The 17,926-nt window shown below is 30.9% G+C and carries 11 protein-coding genes; 6 read left to right on the forward strand and 5 right to left on the reverse strand.

From position 1 onward, the window contains the following. Nucleotides 1-31: 31 nt before the first annotated feature. Nucleotides 32-3,895, reverse strand: a complete 3,864-nt coding sequence (locus GQR97_RS12735) for a two-component regulator propeller domain-containing protein (protein WP_158848960.1) — start codon at nucleotides 3,893-3,895, stop codon at nucleotides 32-34. Between the two features lie 875 nt (nucleotides 3,896-4,770). Between GQR97_RS12735 and GQR97_RS12740 the strand changes: the two genes are divergently transcribed. Then, nucleotides 4,771-6,981 carry an NADP-dependent isocitrate dehydrogenase gene (locus GQR97_RS12740; protein ID WP_158848962.1) on the forward strand — a complete coding sequence of 737 codons (2,211 nt, stop codon included), beginning with the start codon at nucleotides 4,771-4,773 and terminating at the stop codon, nucleotides 6,979-6,981. A 157-nt stretch (nucleotides 6,982-7,138) separates the two neighbouring features. On the opposite strand, the gene GQR97_RS12745 is transcribed toward GQR97_RS12740, so the two are convergent. Both GQR97_RS12745 and GQR97_RS12750 read right to left on the reverse strand, forming a co-directional pair. Then, nucleotides 7,139-7,621 carry a hypothetical protein gene (locus GQR97_RS12745; protein ID WP_158848964.1) on the reverse strand — a complete coding sequence of 161 codons (483 nt, stop codon included), beginning with the start codon at nucleotides 7,619-7,621 and terminating at the stop codon, nucleotides 7,139-7,141. A gap of 83 nt (nucleotides 7,622-7,704) precedes the next feature. Continuing rightward, on the reverse strand, nucleotides 7,705-8,688 hold the full coding sequence (locus GQR97_RS12750; protein WP_158848972.1) for a helix-turn-helix transcriptional regulator: 984 nt from the start codon (nucleotides 8,686-8,688) through the stop codon (nucleotides 7,705-7,707). A 148-nt stretch (nucleotides 8,689-8,836) separates the two neighbouring features. Between GQR97_RS12750 and GQR97_RS12755 the strand changes: the two genes are divergently transcribed. From GQR97_RS12755 to GQR97_RS12775, 5 genes are all read left to right on the forward strand, one after another. Further along, on the forward strand, nucleotides 8,837-10,036 hold the full coding sequence (locus GQR97_RS12755) for a polysaccharide biosynthesis C-terminal domain-containing protein (protein ID WP_158848974.1): 1,200 nt from the start codon (nucleotides 8,837-8,839) through the stop codon (nucleotides 10,034-10,036). A gap of 59 nt (nucleotides 10,037-10,095) precedes the next feature. Continuing rightward, the gene (locus GQR97_RS12760) at nucleotides 10,096-12,471 is read left to right on the forward strand and encodes a TonB-dependent receptor (protein WP_158848976.1); all 2,376 of its coding nucleotides are present in this window, start codon (nucleotides 10,096-10,098) and stop codon (nucleotides 12,469-12,471) included. Between the two features lie 4 nt (nucleotides 12,472-12,475). Beyond that, the gene (locus GQR97_RS12765) at nucleotides 12,476-13,303 is read left to right on the forward strand and encodes a DUF4249 family protein (protein ID WP_158848978.1); all 828 of its coding nucleotides are present in this window, start codon (nucleotides 12,476-12,478) and stop codon (nucleotides 13,301-13,303) included. Nucleotides 13,304-13,499: 196 nt separating this feature from the next. Then, nucleotides 13,500-14,315, forward strand: coding sequence for an N-acetylmuramic acid 6-phosphate etherase (murQ, locus tag GQR97_RS12770; RefSeq protein ID WP_158851801.1), 816 nt, complete (start codon nucleotides 13,500-13,502; stop codon nucleotides 14,313-14,315). Beyond that, nucleotides 14,308-14,538 carry a DUF6095 family protein gene (locus tag GQR97_RS12775; RefSeq protein WP_158848980.1) on the forward strand — a complete coding sequence of 77 codons (231 nt, stop codon included), beginning with the start codon at nucleotides 14,308-14,310 and terminating at the stop codon, nucleotides 14,536-14,538. Before murQ ends, GQR97_RS12775 begins: the two co-directional genes overlap by 8 nt. A 15-nt stretch (nucleotides 14,539-14,553) precedes the next feature. Here the strand turns inward: GQR97_RS12775 and GQR97_RS12780 are convergent, their stop codons facing one another. Together GQR97_RS12780 and GQR97_RS12785 are read right to left on the reverse strand one after the other, a co-directional pair. Then, nucleotides 14,554-15,057 (reverse strand): hypothetical protein, encoded by a 504-nt coding sequence (locus tag GQR97_RS12780; RefSeq protein WP_158848982.1) that lies wholly within the window; start codon nucleotides 15,055-15,057, stop codon nucleotides 14,554-14,556. Nucleotides 15,058-15,148: 91 nt separating this feature from the next. Beyond that, nucleotides 15,149-17,599: a helix-turn-helix domain-containing protein gene (locus tag GQR97_RS12785; protein ID WP_199269852.1), complete on the reverse strand. Its 2,451-nt coding sequence runs from the start codon at nucleotides 17,597-17,599 to the stop codon at nucleotides 15,149-15,151. Nucleotides 17,600-17,926 lie beyond the last annotated feature (327 nt).

Genomic DNA, 17,926 nt, shown 5'->3' on the forward strand with positions numbered 1-17,926 from the left:
GTAACAAAGTGTTTAAACTATGTAACAAACGCTATTTTATATAGTTGGCTGGAGAAACATTATAAGCGTCCTTAAAACATTTACTGAAGTAAGAAACAGAGTTAAAACCTACGCTGTAAGCAATTTCACTTATAGTAAGTTGCGATGCTTTTAATAATGGAAGCGATGCTTTTAAACGTTGGCTTTTTATAAATTCTGAAGTGGTTAAACCTGTTAATGCTTTTAATTTTCGGTGCAGTTGCATTCTACTCATTAACATATTTTTGCTTAAAAGCTCTGAATTAAAATCGGTATTCGTAATGTTTTTATTTAAAACTTCTTTTAGTTTTTTTAGAAATTGTTGGTCTACAGAAGTGGTTTTAATATCGCTTAGATTAAAAGAATTGCTATAACGTTGTTGTAGTTGTTGACGTAATTCAATTAATTTTTCAACACGTATTTTAAGTTTATTATTATTAAATGGTTTTGTAATATAATCGTCGGCTCCAGTTTTTAAGCCAATAATTTCATTTTTATCGCCACTTTTGGCAGTAAGTAGAATAATAGGGATATGGCTTGTACGTTCGTCTAATTTTAGGGTATTGCAAAGTTCAATACCACTAATTCTTGGCATCATAATATCGCTAATAATGATGTCCGGTATGTATTTTAAAGCATTTGCAATGCCTTGTTCACCATCTGTAGCTTTTTTTATCGTATAATCCTGTTCGAAAATAGAGCTTATAAATTGCCTAATATCCTCGTCATCTTCAACAATAAGTAGTAATGGTTTATTTTTATTATTTTTTGTTTTTGAAATTGGTTCTATGGTATTTGGACTATTTTGGATAACAGGATTCTCTACTGTTTGAAGTTCAATAATTTCTGATGAATTATAAAACGAACGTTCTATGGGTAGTGTTACAGTAAACTGAATTTCATCATCATTCATGGTATGCGCGATGATGTTTCCATGAGACAATGTCACTAATTCTTTAACGAGTGATAAACCAATACCAACACCATCTGCAGTTTTGTTATTTTGATAATACCGAGTGAATAATTTATTTAGTTCTTCTTCTGGTACTGTATTTCCATTATTGATTACCGAAATAATAATTTGACCATTTTGTACAATAGCTTCAAAATGAATCTTTCCATTTTTTGGTGTATATTTTACCGCATTGGATAATAAATTGATTATAATTTTTTCAATGACATCTTTATCAAACCAGGCATCATTAATGGTTTTCATTTGATGTGTAAATACAATGTTTTTTTCTTTAGTTTTAAATTGAAAAGCAGCAATAAGTTGCTTAAGCAATACGGTTAAATTTCCTTTAGAAACTGATAAATTTAAATTTCCTGTTTCAAGTTTTGACAAATCCAGTAATTGATCAACAAGATTTAAAAGGCGTTGCGAATTGCGTTGAACAAGTGTTAACTCTTTTTTATCTTTATTTGAAAGTTTAGGGTTGCTTAATTGGTTTTCAATGGGGCCTGAAATTAAAGTGAGTGGCGTTCGAAATTCATGAGATAGATTTGTATATAATCGTGTTTTAAATTCATTAAGTTTCTTTAAGCGTTTGGTTTCTTCATGTTCAAATTTCAATTTCATTTTCATGTACCAACGCCATTTTAAATAATAATATATGGCATAAGATAGAAGTGCAAACAAAAATATATAAATGCAAATGGCAAGTGTACTCAAGTACCAGGGTTGTTTTATTGTAAATGTATAGGTCGCAGGCGTTTCATTCCAAACACGATCGTAACTACATGAAATAACTTTAAAAGTATAGGTGTTGGGTGGTAAATTTGTATAATGTGCTATGTTGTTATTTCCAGACTCAATCCAATCAACATCATGGTTTATCAATTGATACTTAAATAAATTACGTGCTGGTTGTGAAAAGTGAAGACTTGAAAAAGTAAATGTTACGGTATTTTCATGATCTTGTAATTTCGAATTTTTAATTAATGGACGCACTTTCGAGAAGACTTCAAATTTAGAGATAATGGTTTTTGGTTTTATGGTATTGTAAGTAAGGTTTTCTGGATGAAACCAATTAATGCCTTCTAAACCTCCAAAAAACAAATTACCTTTCTTATCTTTAAAATAAGCTCCTGTATTGAATTCACTACTCTGAAGACCATCAAAAACACTGAAATTCTCAAAACTTTTAGCATTTTCCGAAGCATTAAAACAACTCAATCCGTTATTAGTACTTAACCAAAGTTTACCTTTATTATCTGGTAAGATACCATAAACAACATCGTTTGGAAGTCCGTCTTTTTCAGTATAGGTTTTAGTGGTGTTTTTGGTAATATCATATTCCTTTAATCCAGCACCATTGGTTCCAATCCATAGAAAATTATTATAAGCGTAAAGCGATTTAATTTTCTGGTCTATACCATTAAGTTTGGTAATTTTATTTGTGGTTGTATTCAATTTAAAAACACCGTTATTATCTGTTCCTATCCAAATAATTCCGTTATCTGATTTTACTAAGGTTTTTATATTATTAGAAGTTAGAGCCGAATTCTCCCTATTGTATTCTTTTATAATGCCTTTGTTTTTGTCGAATAATATAATGCCATGGAGTTCTGTGCATAACCATTTTTGGGTTGGAGATTCATTTATAATCTGCCAGATTGTAAAGTTTTCTAACTCTGAATATGATTTCAAATTCCCTGAAGCATCCATAGTATTGAGTCCATGTGCTTGATGGCCAATCCATAATTCGTTGTAGTTGGAGTTAAGACTAACAATTCTGTTACTAGAGAGTTTAGAATTATCAGACGTAAAGGTTCTGTAAGTTTCTGCTCTTATATCAAAATAGGTTAAACCTTTACCAGAGGTGCCAATCCAAAGGTTTTCATTAACATCCGTAGTTATACTTCTTACCATATCTACATTAACACTTTTTGGAACTTGATTGTTTGTTAATATATTGAATTTTATTAAATGCTCGTCATAATAACTAGCCCCTGTACCATCAGAACCAAACCAGATTATCCCAGTTTTATCTTCATATAGTGATAAGATATCATTATAATGAATAGCAAACGGGTTATTTTTGTTAGCCTTAAAATTGGTTACTTTATTGGTTTTGTTGTTTATTAAATACACCCCATTGCCATAAGTTGCAATCCAGAGTCTACCTTTTTTATCTACTAATAAATCTTCTATATTTAAATTTTCGGGCAGATTTGTATTATTGTATTTTTTGAATTCGTTACTATTTAGTGGTTTAAAAAACAAGCCTTTGCCATAGGTTCCTAACCAGGCATCACCGTTCGTGGTTTTCTCTAGAACGCTAAAACTAGTGTTGGATGATTCGTTTATTTTTTCATATGAATTATTGCTATTGATTTTATAGATATTATTAGCAGCTGCAACAATCAAATCATTTTCTATTTCAATATAATCGTAAATTGTTCTAAATCTATCGTCATGTTTTAAAATTTGAATGGTATCATTAGTTTCGGCATCAATTTTTAACAATCCGTTGTCATATAGGCCTATATACATATTTAAATTTTTATCCTGAAAAATGGAACTAGCTGCATGTGGCAATTTAATATGCTTAAAGTTGTCTGTTTTATTTTGATATAACTCAAGCTTTCCCGAGTGAGTAATAATCCAAAGTTTATTTTGTTTATCTATATATACCTTTCCAAGTTTGCTAAATGTGTTTCTTGTAATATCTTCAAACTGTTTTTCATAATGGATAAAATGTCTGCCATCATATTTGTTTAAGCCGTCTTGGGTTGCAAACCATAAATAACCAATACTATCTTGAGCGATACTAATAACGCTGTTTTGTGAAAGTCCATCACGTATAGATAATGTGCTAAAAGCAAATTGTTTTGGTATGGTAAGGTCTGTTTTAATTTCTTTTTGACCGTGCATTGAGCAAGTCCAAAATAGTAAACTAAAAAGAAAAGATATGCACTTGTTTTTAGTGAACATTAATGCCATAATTCATATTGGCTTGAGGGATTTTCTTAATAAGGCTATTGCTAAGGTAATACTTTTTTGTTTTTTATAATTAAATTGTTGGTAATCTGTTTATTGCGAATAAAATATTTTAATTTACTAGATTTAAATGTATGGCCTTAGATGTGTTATACTAAATTTGAACTCTTATAATTGCAGTGCTAGGCACGCCTTGTTCAGTATAAAGAATTTTCTTGTGATAACACTAATTTATTAGGCTTTGTTTTTTTAGAAATGGAGATTGCGGTTTTATAAGCTCGTTTTGGTTAAATGTATTATTTTTCTGATATATTTATGGAAGAAAACGAAAAATTGATTATTAAGAAATACAAGTAATTGTTGCTAATAAACTAATCGACAATTTAAGTTTAGCAATAGATTTGTAAACATGTTTTCGGGAGTAATAATAGCTATCTCTTTTTTTAGTGTTCCATGAAATATTTAGAGTGTTATTAGTTGTAATTAAGTGCTATAGGTTAAATATAGGCTGAAAGTTTAATAAGAAGTAAATTCATATAGAGGATAGCGCTGTTTTAAACTTTTATTAAAAATTCGCATTATTGCAATTAAGATATTATCAAATTCGTAAAAAGTTTTTGATATATTTTTGTTTTGTTAATAATTTGTGATTTGGCAGAAATTGTTACAAATCTGCTATACTTTAACTCCTTTCATATGGAAAAGGGGCCATTTTCAAAGTCAATTTTTGTATATTCGCAACGCAAAAATGGTATCCTTATTTTTATACACCATTTTTTAGATATAATAACTCACAAAAAATCACACGAATGTCTAAAATTATTTACACGAAAACGGACGAAGCTCCGGCTTTAGCAACACGTTCTTTTTTACCTATTGTTCAAACTTTTGTAAAATCGGCGGGAATTAAAATGGAAACGAAAGATATTTCGTTAGCTGCAAGGATTTTAGCTGTTTTTCATGATTTTTTGAATGAAAACCAAAAGGTTTCGGACGATTTAGCTTTTTTGGGAGAATTGGTAAAACAACCTGAAGCAAACATTATTAAATTACCAAATATTAGTGCATCTCTAACTCAATTAAAATCTGCTATTTCAGAACTGCAAAGTAAAGGTTTTGCTATTCCGAGTTATACAGATGAGCCTAAAACTGACGCGGAAAAAGAAATTAAATCGCGTTATGATAAAATTAAAGGTAGTGCGGTAAACCCTGTTTTACGTGAAGGAAATAGTGATCGTCGTGCTCCAAAAGCAGTGAAAAATTACGCGAGAAACAATCCACATTCAATGGGAGCGTGGTCTAGTGATTCTAAAACTCACGTGGCAACTATGAGTTCTGGAGATTTTGCTAATAACGAAAAATCGATAACACTTCCAGAAGAAACGAGTATAAAAATAGAACATACTGACACTAACGGTAATGTTACCGTTTTAAAAGATAGTTTCAAAATATTAAAAGGTGAAATTATTGATGCTACTGTTTTGAGTAAAAAGGCATTAATTAAGTTTTTTGAAATTGAATTTGCTGATGCTAAAGCAAAAGGTGTATTATTATCGTTACATATGAAAGCTACGATGATGAAAGTGAGTGATCCTATCATCTTCGGTCATGCAGTACGTGTATATTTAAAAGATGTATTTGAAAAATATGGAGAGGTTTTTGATGAAATTGGTGTTGATGTAAATAACGGATATGGTAATTTAGTTGAAAATTTAAAAGTATTGCCAGAAGCAAAACAAACCGAAATTAAAGCTGCTATCGATGCTGCTTTTACAAATGGAGCAAATTTAGCGATGGTAAATAGTGATAAAGGAATTACAAATTTGCATGTGCCAAGTGATGTTATTATCGATGCATCTATGCCTGCGATGATTCGTACTTCTGGGCAAATGTATAATGCTGCAGGAAAACTTCAGGATACTAAAGCCGTAATTCCAGATAGTAGTTATGCAGGTATTTATACAGCAACTATCGATTTTTGTAAAAAACATGGAGCTTTCGATCCAACTACAATGGGTACGGTACCAAATGTTGGTTTAATGGCTCAAAAAGCTGAAGAATACGGTTCTCACGATAAAACTTTTGAAATACCATCAAATGGTGTAGTAAAAGTTGTTGATGCATCTGGAGCTACTTTATTGGAGCATAATGTAGAAGCCGGTGATATTTGGAGAATGTGTCAAGCTAAAGATGCACCAATTCAAGACTGGGTTAAACTTGCTGTAACTCGTGCTAGAGCTTCGGAAACACCAGCTGTTTTTTGGTTAGACCAAAATAGAGCACACGATGCTGAGCTTATTAAAAAAGTAAATACATATTTAAAAGATTACGATACTACAGGTTTAGATTTAAGAATTTTATCTCCAATTGATGCTACGCTTTTTACTTGCGAACGTTTAAAAGAAGGTAAAGACACAATTTCTGTCTCAGGAAATGTATTACGTGATTATTTAACAGATTTATTCCCAATTTTAGAAGTGGGAACTAGTGCTAAAATGTTATCTATTGTTCCTTTAATGAATGGTGGTGGTTTATTTGAAACGGGAGCGGGTGGTTCTGCTCCAAAACATGTGCAACAATTATTAGAAGAAAATCACTTACGTTGGGATTCTTTAGGTGAATTTTTGGCACTTGCTGTATCATTAGATCATTTTAGTTTAGCAAATAATAATCCTAAAGCGAAAATTTTGGGTGAAACGCTAGATAACGCTACCGATAAATTATTAGAAAACAGAAAAGGACCTTCTAGAAAAGTTGGAGAGTTGGATAATAGAGGAAGTCATTTTTACTTAGCGATGTATTGGGCACAAGAATTGGCAAACCAAACCGAAGATCAAGCTTTAAAAGCTGAGTTTACTCCAATTGCTAAGCAATTAGCGGATAATGAAAGTGTTATTGTTAAAGAACTTATCGATATACAAGGTTCTCCAGTAGATCTAGGTGGTTACTATGAGCCAAACGAAGATTTAATAAATAATGCAATGAGACCTAGTAAAACATTTAATAGTATTTTGAATTAAGAATACACTAAAACGTTTTTATATTATAAAAAAAGCATCCGTTTGGGTGTTTTTTTTTATGATTTAAAGTTTTTATTCTTGTATAAAATATTTACTATTCCATTATAAATAGATTAGAGTTCATTGCGTTTTCTAAAGGTATCATTATATCTTTTAATTAATAATTTATACTGCGGAAGCCTATTTCACTAACATAATTTGAAATATTTTCATAATAATCTCTTTTAAGCATTATGGCTTCCTCATCCTTTGGATGATGGTTTAGATAAATTTCAATATCTTTTAAAAAGTAAGAATCTTTGTTTTTTAAATGAACTAAAGCTCTATTCTTTAGAATTTCAGATGTTTCACCTTCTAAACTAATCGCCTTATTAAAGTTTTCTAAAGCATCATCTAAAAAGTTTAAATTATATAAGGCTATACCTTTTGTTTTAAAAGCTATAGATAGTGTATCTGTGACCTGAATGGCTAAATTACAATGAGCTATAGATGCTTTGTAGTTTTGTATATCATTAAATGAATTTGCCTTTTTTATATAGTAATTGTAAACCCTAATCTGTTCTTGTTGGGTAAAATTTGAACCACAATTAAATAATAAAAAAAGCACAACATAAAGGGTGATTTTTTTATATAACTCCATCGCTATCTCTTTTTATTTGGTTGAAGTACAAATAAAAAAAGCAACTAGACAATGCGTGTCCAATATAAAAAGAATATTTATATTTAAATATCAGGGTAGTAGCGTTGTAAAATAAATTTATGCTGTTCGACTATGGTTTCAATTAACCATTGCGGTTCTATAACTTTTACCCATAAATTAAATTTGAACAGCTCGATGAGAAACTCATAATTTGGTTTTAAGGTAACCGAAATTTCACCGAATATATTCTTGTCTGTATAATCTAAAATAACTGTATTCATTTTAACAGGACGACTAATAATAGTTTGAGAATGATGCAAAGGTTTTGATTCTAAATATTTGAAGTGATGATTGGCAACTTTGATACGTATTGTTTCTGTTTTAATATCATTTTTTAAAATACCAAAAGCATCTTTAAAATAAATTAACTCATCAAAATAATAAGGATCTTCTACTAAATGATCTGTAATTAAAATGTTAGAAATGCGTTTGTCTAAGCACAATACTTTTACGCCAATATCTTCATTATAAACTAATAAATACCACGCTTTGTTTGCTTCTTTTATATGCAAAGGCTGAACTGTGGCCTGTTTTATTTCAGAAAAATGGTCGTCGTCATACCAGCCTTCATAGTTTATTTTAATATAAACTTTTCTTGCTATAGCTTTAACCAATCCTAAAATGTTGATTTTCGTATTTAATGATGATTCTTCGGTTGTGATATAAGGAGACCATTGGCGCTCTTTATGGCTGGCTAAAAACAATTCCATTTTATCAAAAACGGTGCGGTGTGTTTTTGTAATAACAGATTGGTTTACCATATAATGGCCTTTGTGCCTTATATGTTCAATTTCTACACCAAAAAAGGATTCAATATCTTTTACATCTCGGCTAATTGTTTTCTCATTGCTAACCAATAAGCCTTGATATAGTTTATCACCGTCGTGATAATCTAAATATAATGTTTCTAATGTATTGATTATCTCTTGTCTAGACTTACAATTGTTAATAGAGGTTTTGGTTAAAATTTCATAAATATGAAATTTTCTTATAAAATCAGGTGTCATCAGTAGGGTTTGAAGTTCTAATGTAATAAAATTTGTTGAAAATTTACGATATAGTTCTACTTTAGCACAAAAGTGGTAATTGAGTTTATTCAGTAAAAAAGATTTCACGAATGCTAAGTGGTATATTTTAGAAAAAGTATGTCAATTAATGATAGGCATTTATATTACGCCTAAAATTTTTAATAGTCTAGGTGCTTTTAATTCTGGAGAATTAGAAATATCTAAAGCTATTGTTGGTGTGCTAGCACCATTTTTCTTTTTAGGATTATCGGCTATTTGTATTAGGGAATTAGTCTTTAAACCAAAATTAAAAAATTATATCCTGGGTACAACGTTAGTGCTTCGTTTGGCGAGTTTTTTAATATTGTCGCTTTGCTTATTAATCTATACCTATTTTACAAATACTACCGAAATTACTTTTATTGTTTTAATTCTTGCTTTTAGTTATTTGTTTAGAATTAGTGATGTTGTAGAGTGTTTTTTTGTAGCTACTAAAGAATATAAATACGTTTTTTTCTGTAAAATTATAACATTAGTAATAGTCTTAATTGTTCAATATTACGGAGTAGAGAATAACCTTGGTGCTTTTTATTTTGCGAGTATTTTGTTTTTTGAATTCGCCATACAAACTATTATATATTTGGTTATTATAAGGTATTCAAAACAATTAGATCTGTCGAAATTAAAATGGTCTTTTGCAATAGCAAAGGATTTATTAAAATCTGCTTTTCCATTATTACTTACTAATTTTATTATTGTTTTTTATTTAGCAATTGACGATTTTTTTATCAATAATTATCTCGGTAATGCAGCTAATGGTGTGTTTTCTGTAGTAGGCTTTTTAGTGATTTTCATTACCTGGAATATTGGCGCAGCTTTTATTTATGGTTTGTATCCTGCTTTGGCGGAATGCTATTTGATAGATAAGAAGTTATATGCTAGTCGATTAAAATTTATGATTATAGTGGTAATGATTTTTGGAGTTTCCATTGGTTTATTTTATACTTTTTTTGGCGACTATATTATATCTACACAATATGATAAAAGCTTTAGTACAGCCAAACTTCCTTTGCAAATTTTTGGATGGGCACCTCTATTTATTTTTATGGGTATGCTATTTGAAAAGCATTTGGTAAATCAAAATCAATTAGATCGTAATGTATATCGTTTTATTTTAGGGTGTTGCGTAAATGCTCTATTTTGCTTTTTACTTATCCCTAAATATAAACTCGTTGGTGCAGCTTTTGCTGTTTTATTAAGTCATTTTATAACCAACATCGTATTTGTTTTTTTATACAAATCTTATAGAAACAATATATGGGCTCTTTTATTTAGTAAAACGAAATAATGTTTGTAAATGATTATTAATTAGGTGCTTTTTCTTTATTTTTATAAAAAATTCCCCTAATGAAAATTCTTTTCTTGTGGCTAATAATAGCTTTTTCTTTTTTTAGCGTTTCCTTAAATGCACAAAATAAATTTACTATAAGCGGTACTATTTCAGAAGAAAGTAGTAATGAAACCTTAATTGGTGTTAATATTATTTTCCCAGAAGTTCAATCGGGAACCACAACTAATGAGTATGGTTTTTATTCCATAACATTACCCGAAGGTACTTATAAAATGGTGGTAAGCTATTTGGGGTTTAATACGGTTGTTGAAACAATTACACTCAGCAATGATCTCTCTAAAAATTATAGTTTATCCGACACTTTAGAAAATTTAGATGAAATCGTGATTACCGAAAATATTGAAAAACTTAATATTAAAGCTCCTCAAATGAGTGTAAATAAGTTAAGTTCCACCACTATAAAAGAAATACCAGTAGTGCTTGGTGAAGCCGATATTATTAAAGCCATTACCTTGCTTCCAGGCGTTACAACCGCTGGAGAAGCAGCTTCTGGATTTAACGTTCGTGGTGGTGCGGCAGATCAAAATTTGATACTTTTAGATGAAGCTACCATTTATAATTCCTCACATTTATTTGGTTTTTTCTCGGTATTTAATCCAGATGCTATCAAAGATTTAAAATTGTATAAGGGTGGTATTCCTGCTAGATATGGCGGTCGCGTATCATCTGTTTTAGATATTTATCAAAAAGAGGGAAATAGTAAAGAATTTCATGCCAATGGAGGTATCGGTATCGTATCGAGTAGATTGTTGCTTGAAGGTCCTCTAAAAAAAGATAAAGGCTCGTTTTTATTAGGAGGAAGATCTAGTTATGCACATTTATTTTTACCACTTTTCGATTTGGATAATAAGGCCTATTTCTACGATTTAAATACAAAACTGAGTTATAAATTAAATGATAATAACAATATCTATTTTTCTGGGTATTTTGGTCGTGACGTGTTTAGTATAGCCGATACTTTTGAAAATACGTATGGAAATACAGTATTAAATTTTAGATGGAATCATTTATTCTCCGATAAGATATTTTCAAACTTGTCATTAATTTATTCCGACTATTATTATGGTCTAAAATTAAATTTTGTTGAATTCGACTGGCATTCTGGCATTCAAAATTTCAACTTAAAATACGATTTTAAACATTATTTAACCAATAAAATAAAATTACAATATGGTTTAAATAGCATTTATTACGCTTTTAACCCTGGTGATATTAAGCCAACAGGAGAGACCTCCGGTATCAATCCATTTACATTAACTCAAAAATATGCCTTTGAGAATGCTATATATCTTGATGCTGAACATAAGGTGTCAGATAAGTTATCATTGTCTTATGGACTGCGTTTAAGTACTTTCCATCGCTTAGGACAAGATGAATTAAACGTTTACGAAAATGATCAAGCCGTTATTTTTAACGAAGATTTTCAAATTTACGAAAAAGCAAAACCTATAGGCACAGAAAATTATGACAGAAGTGATGTCATTAAAAGTTTTATTAATTTAGAGCCTCGCGCTTCAGTAGCTTATCAGCTCAATTCCATATCTTCCGTAAAGGCAAGTTATAATAGAATGAGCCAGTATCTTCATCTACTTTCAAACACTAATTCTCCTACACCTTTAGATGTTTGGACACCTAGTGGGAAATATATTAAGCCGCAATTACTAGATCAGTTTGCGATAGGATATTTCAAAGATTTTAATGAAAGTAAATATTCTTTAGAAATAGAAAGTTTTTATAAAACCATAAAAAACCGAATAGATTATATTGATGGAGCCAATTTAGTGGCCAATAAAGCCATTGAGCAAGTGGTTTTAAACGGAAAAGGTAGAGCTTATGGGTTAGAAGTTTTATTCAGAAAAAATGAGGGACGTTTTAAAGGATGGTTGGCTTACACGCTTTCAAAATCCGAACAACAAACTAAAGGAAGAACGGCGAGCGAAATAGGAATTAATAATGGAGATTGGTACAATACTCCTTATGATAAAACTCACGATATTTCGTTAACTGGAAGCTACGATTTAAATGAAAAATGGAAATTAAATGCTAATTTTTTGTTTCAAACAGGTCAGCCGGCAACCTTTCCAAATGGTCAATATCAATATAATGGAGTTACAATACCTAGTTATAGTAGTAGAAACGCCGATAGATTACCTGTTTACAATCGTTTAGATTTATCTGCAACTTATACATCTAAGCCAGAAAAAAAATCAGGATTACAAAGCTATTGGGTTTTTGGGGTTTATAACGCTTATAATCGTAAGAATGCAGCGTCCATTTCTTTTAGTTCTAATAAAGATACTGGAGCTAACGAAGCTAGTAGATTGGCTATTTTTGGTGTTATTCCTTCGGTTTCATATAATTTCAAATTTTAATATCATGAAAAATTTTATATATATATTATTGATAAGTTTAAGTTTTACAGCTTGTGAAGATGTTATCGATTTAGAATTAAATACTGCCGAACCGCGATTAGTTATCGATGCATCGCTAAATTGGTTTAAAGGTACGGAAGGAAAAAATCAGTTTATAAAACTGTCGTTAAGTGCACCTTTTTATGATAATGAAGTGCCACCCGCTAATAATGCGATTGTAACAGTTGTGGATACAAATAATAATACTTTCAATTTTGTTGAAGATGGAGATACTGGAATCTACAGAAACAATACGTTTATCCCTGAGATAGATGGAGTTTATAATTTGACCATTAATTATAAAGATGAAATTTATACAGGTACCGAGCAATTGACGGGAGTTGCTAGTATTGATCGTGTAGAACAAAAAAATGACGGTGGTTTTAGTGGAGAAGAAATAGAAATAAAAGCATACTATACCGATCCTGAAGGTATCGAAAATTATTACTTATTTGAAGTTGAAAAGTTGTCGGATAACGATGTGAGCTTAGAAGTTTACGATGATGAATTTACGGATGGTAATGAGATTTTTGCATTTTACTCTGATGAAGATTTAGAAGCTGGAGATGAACTAACCATTTATGGTAGTGGAATCTCTGAGCGATTTTACGAATTTATGGTTATTTTATTGCAGCAAACAGATGAGGAAGGTGGCGATCCTTTTGAAACACAACCCGCTACGGTTCGAGGTAATTGTGTAAATATAACGAACCCCGAAAATTATCCATTTGGGTATTTTAGAGCTTCAGAAGTTTCTATTTTTAATTATATAGTCAAATTAAAGGGGGTTTGATACTTATTTCTGGTTTTGAGGTTAATCTCTTAGAAATCAAAAAAGATTTGGTTATTTAAATTCTCTTGAAAATTTCTGGCAAGATTATTACATATTAAGGCAACTTACGCTCTATGACTTTATAAATGATAAAAAGATAGAAGTTGAAGATATTCTTTATGATTAAAACCTGAATAATTCATATTTTTGGAATATGGTGAATTTCACAAAAACTACAGAGCAAGATTCTAAATATAATCATCTGGAAAAGATGAGTGTTTCTGAATTATTAAGTAATATTAATAATGAAGATAAAAGTGTACCATTAGCGGTTGAAAAAGCGCTACCACAAATAGAGAAGTTAGTTGAACAAATTGTTGCTAAGTTAAAAGAAGGCGGACGCTTATTTTATATGGGAGCAGGAACTAGTGGACGCCTAGGTATTTTAGACGCTTCGGAATGTCCACCAACATTTGGTGTATCTCCAGATATTGTAATTGGTATTATTGCTGGTGGCGATCGCGCTATTAGAAACGCTGTAGAATTTGCTGAAGATTCTATAAACCAAGGTTGGGAAGATTTAAAGGAATATAATATTTCTGATAAAGATGTCGTAGTTGGTATCGCGGCTTCTGGTACAACACCTTATGTTATTTCAGCTTTAGAGCAATGCAATAAAAATAATATTATTACAGGATGTATTTCTTGTAATAAAGATAGCCCTTTATCTTTAACGGCGCAGTTCCCTGTAGAACCTGTTGTTGGACCAGAATTTGTAACAGGAAGCTCTAGAATGAAAGCAGGAACAGCTCAAAAATTAGTGCTTAATATGATAACCACATCCACTATGATCCAGTTGGGACATATAAAAGGAAATAAGATGGTGGATATGCAACTAAGTAATAATAAACTTTTTGATCGTGGGGCTAAAATGATAATGGCCGAACTTAGTATTCCTAGAGAGGAAGCCGAAGATTTACTTAAAACTTATAAAAACGTGCGATTAGCAATAAAAAATCATAACAATGGATAATAATAGAACAGATAAAGTACAACTATTTAAAGGTGTTAAAACCATGATTTTTGCAGTATTAACACTTTTTATGGGGCCAATAATTTTGAGTATGGCTCTTAGTCAACCAGAAAACTCGCTATATATTCCTCTTTTAATTATTGGAATATTGATTTGTGCTTTTGCGGTATTTTTAATATTTAAAGGTATCCGAACTATTATGGATAGTATGTTTAAGAAGTAGTGGCTAATTATTGAATTAACATTTGTTTGAAACTGTTTTTGGAGTCGTTGGATTGTATCCAAAATCACCATCTTCAAACTGAATTTCTAAACGATCTAAAATATAGCTAATTATCGCATAATGATGAATAGTATGGCTATTGGCTTGAGATAATAGAGCACCAAAAGTATAGGCGATTTCGGCTTTACCCAAGCCCAAATCGTCAATGACTACAATTTTTGTATCCGCATTAAAATCTAAAGATTTTAATTTCTCCATAGTAATATTCAAATAATTACTAGCTGAATTACATTGCGTTTCTACATCTAGATTTCTACAACGTGCGGTTAAGTCAATTATATTGTCTTCATTCTTATTAAAAATACAATCGTAAAAATCTAAAATATGCCTAACATGGCTACCAATGCTGGAGTAGTATGGAGAAACAGAAGCATTGCATAAATCATCATCCGATAATTTATTTAAAAGTAGGTCTGCTTTCTGTAGCGTTTTTAAGCTCGATTCGATAATTATATTCATGGGCACTAAAATAAATAATTTGAGAATGAAATGAGTAGCTGTTAGTCTTTATTCAGGAACTTCCTTACAAAAGTAAGTTATTAAAGTAAAACTAAGTTTCATTTAAAACCTTTAATACCAAGCGTAGTTCATCATAACTATATTTTTTATCCACTTGCTGCTTTAAATCCGTTACGGTTTCAAAGGTTTTTTTAGGAATAATTTCTTTCAGCTCGTTATAATGATCTAAAGGTATTAAATCACTAATTTTTATTTCACCCGAATCAATAAAATTCGATAAATGTCTAAAAATAGTGTTTGTAGTTAAATCACGTTCCTTAGCAATTTCAAAAATAGTTTTCCCTGCCTTATGTAATTCTAATGATACTTTTTTCGTGTCAACTTTTGGTTTTTTAGGTTTTTCTACAGCCTTTTCTTCGGTAAAATCAATTTTATCGACATTGGTATCAATATCATTTTCATCACAATACCCTTTAATAACTTTTAAAATTTCGGTGCCATATTTTTCTACACGTGTTTTTCCCATGCCATTTACTTCAAGCAGTTCTGCTTTACTTAAAGGTAAGGTTTCGCACATTTCGTAAAGTGTTTTTTGATTGAAAACTTGATAATGAATTAAATCGTTTTTCTCGGCAATCTCATTTCTAAGCACACGGAGTAATTCAAATAATTCTACATTAGCTGTTCCATCAATAACCGTTTTTCTTGCTTTTTTAGGTTTGTCTTTAGCTAAAAACTTTGATTTAGCTCGTAACTCTAAAAGTTTTTTAGCAGAAAACCCATCTGTTAAACCATTAAAAAATAAAATCTTGGCAGCTAATAACTCTTCGAGTAAATCAAGAGCCTTAACTAAATCTTTGTCAATTGTTTGATTATCAGTAGTGAAATTAAGTAATTTCAATTGTTCTACAAAATGCGTTTCAGTTTCCACTTTAAAATAGGCTATAGCCTTTTTAAAACGCTCTTGTATTAAAGCACTAGCATCTGGTAAACGCTCGGTTTTAGACAATTCCTTTAATTGCGCGTTAAATCCATTACTTACTTTCAAAAAGGTGGTAATGGCGGTTTTTATTGCAAGTAAAGGCACTTCAACATTACCTTCAATACTTCCACGATTTTTGTAATAGACATCTAAAATTCGATTTGCCGGATATAAAAACGGATAAAAATCGAATACTTCAACAATTAAATCCAACTGAAAATTTTTCTGCGATAACTCTAAAACAGCTTCATCAGGTTCATTAGCTTCTGCATTTTTATTAAAAGTAATTACGTTGGCATCACTAATAATTTGGCTAGAATGTATTTTACTTTTTAAAACCAATCCTTCTAGAGATTTACAGCGGCTTAGAGCTACATACGTTTGTCCATGAGCAAAAGCACCTTGAGCGTCAATAATGGCTTTTTCAAAAGTTAAACCCTGACTTTTGTGTATGGTGATAGACCAAGCCAAACGTAATGGCATTTGGGTGTAAGAGCCAATTTTGTTTTCCGAAATAGCCTTGGTTTCCGTATCAACGGTATAATTTATATTTTCCCAAACCTCCGGAGTCGTCACTATATTAAACTCATCGTCGGGGCAATGCACCACAACTTCATCTTGATCTAAATGGATAATTTTACCAATTTTCCCATTAAAATATCGCTTTTCTGGGTTGCTGTCGTTTTTAACAAACATAACCTGCGCACCAACCTTAAGCTCTAAAGCTTCATTATTAGGGAAAGCATATTCAGGGAATTTACCCTCAACTTTGGCTTTGTAAAATCGATTTCTACCGTCAATTTTATTTAATTCCGTAATATTTGTAGCCTCTGCTTTGTTGTTGTGCGTGGTTAGTGAAATATAGCCAGCATCAGGCTTAGGCGTAAAATCAGGAATATAACGTTTATTTAATTCCGTTGCCGAAGCTTCAGAAAGCACATTATTTCTAATTTCATTTAAAATATTAATAAATACAGGATTATCCTGTCTGTAAATATGTTTTAACTCAATGGTCACCGCGTCGCAAGCTTGATAAGCTAAGCTGCTAAAAAAGAATCCATTCTTGTAAAAAGGTTTCAATAAATGCCATTCACTCTCTTTAATTACTGGAGAAAGTTGTTGTAAATCTCCTATCATGAGCACTTGCACACCACCAAAAACTTTATTTCTGTTTTTAAAACGACGTAATGTGCGGTCAATACCATCGAGTAAATCGGCACGAACCATACTAATTTCGTCAATAACCAGTAGGTCCATCGACCTAATAATATCGATTTTAGTTTTATTAAATTTTCGATTAAAACTCTTCGAAGCGTTTAAATCTGTATCGGGTAAAATAGGACCAAAAGGCATCTGGAAAAAGGAATGTATCGTCACGCCCTTCGCGTTTATTGCGGCCACACCCGTTGGTGCTACTACTACTAAGCGCTTTAAGCAATCCATTTTTAAGCGGTGTAGAAACGTTGTTTTTCCCGTTCCCGCTTTTCCCGTTAAAAAAATTGACCGGTTTGTGTTGTTCACAAATTCCCAAGCCAATTCTAATTCTTTATTATCTGCCATTAAATCCTGTTCAAAATCGGAAATGAAGATACATAATTTCAATATTTTTTTGGGCGAGTTTTTAAGAAAAATAAAAACCGCGCTATCCGCTGTATCTTTTTGCAAAGCAGATTAGTACACAATTTAAATTATATAGAATTAATAAAATGAAGGACAAAATCTAAGTTTAGGCTTGTTAAAGCTTCACAAAAAGGATGGCGCTACTATCGCTCTCGCACTTATCTGCCAAGGATATGGACTTAAATTTGAAAATCAAGAATATCGACAAACGGTAAATCAAAACAAGAATTATAACAAACTCAGTACTTTAATTTTAATTAAAAATTA

Source organism: Algibacter sp. L1A34, from assembly GCF_009796805.1.
Classification (GTDB): Bacteria; Bacteroidota; Bacteroidia; order Flavobacteriales; family Flavobacteriaceae; genus Algibacter.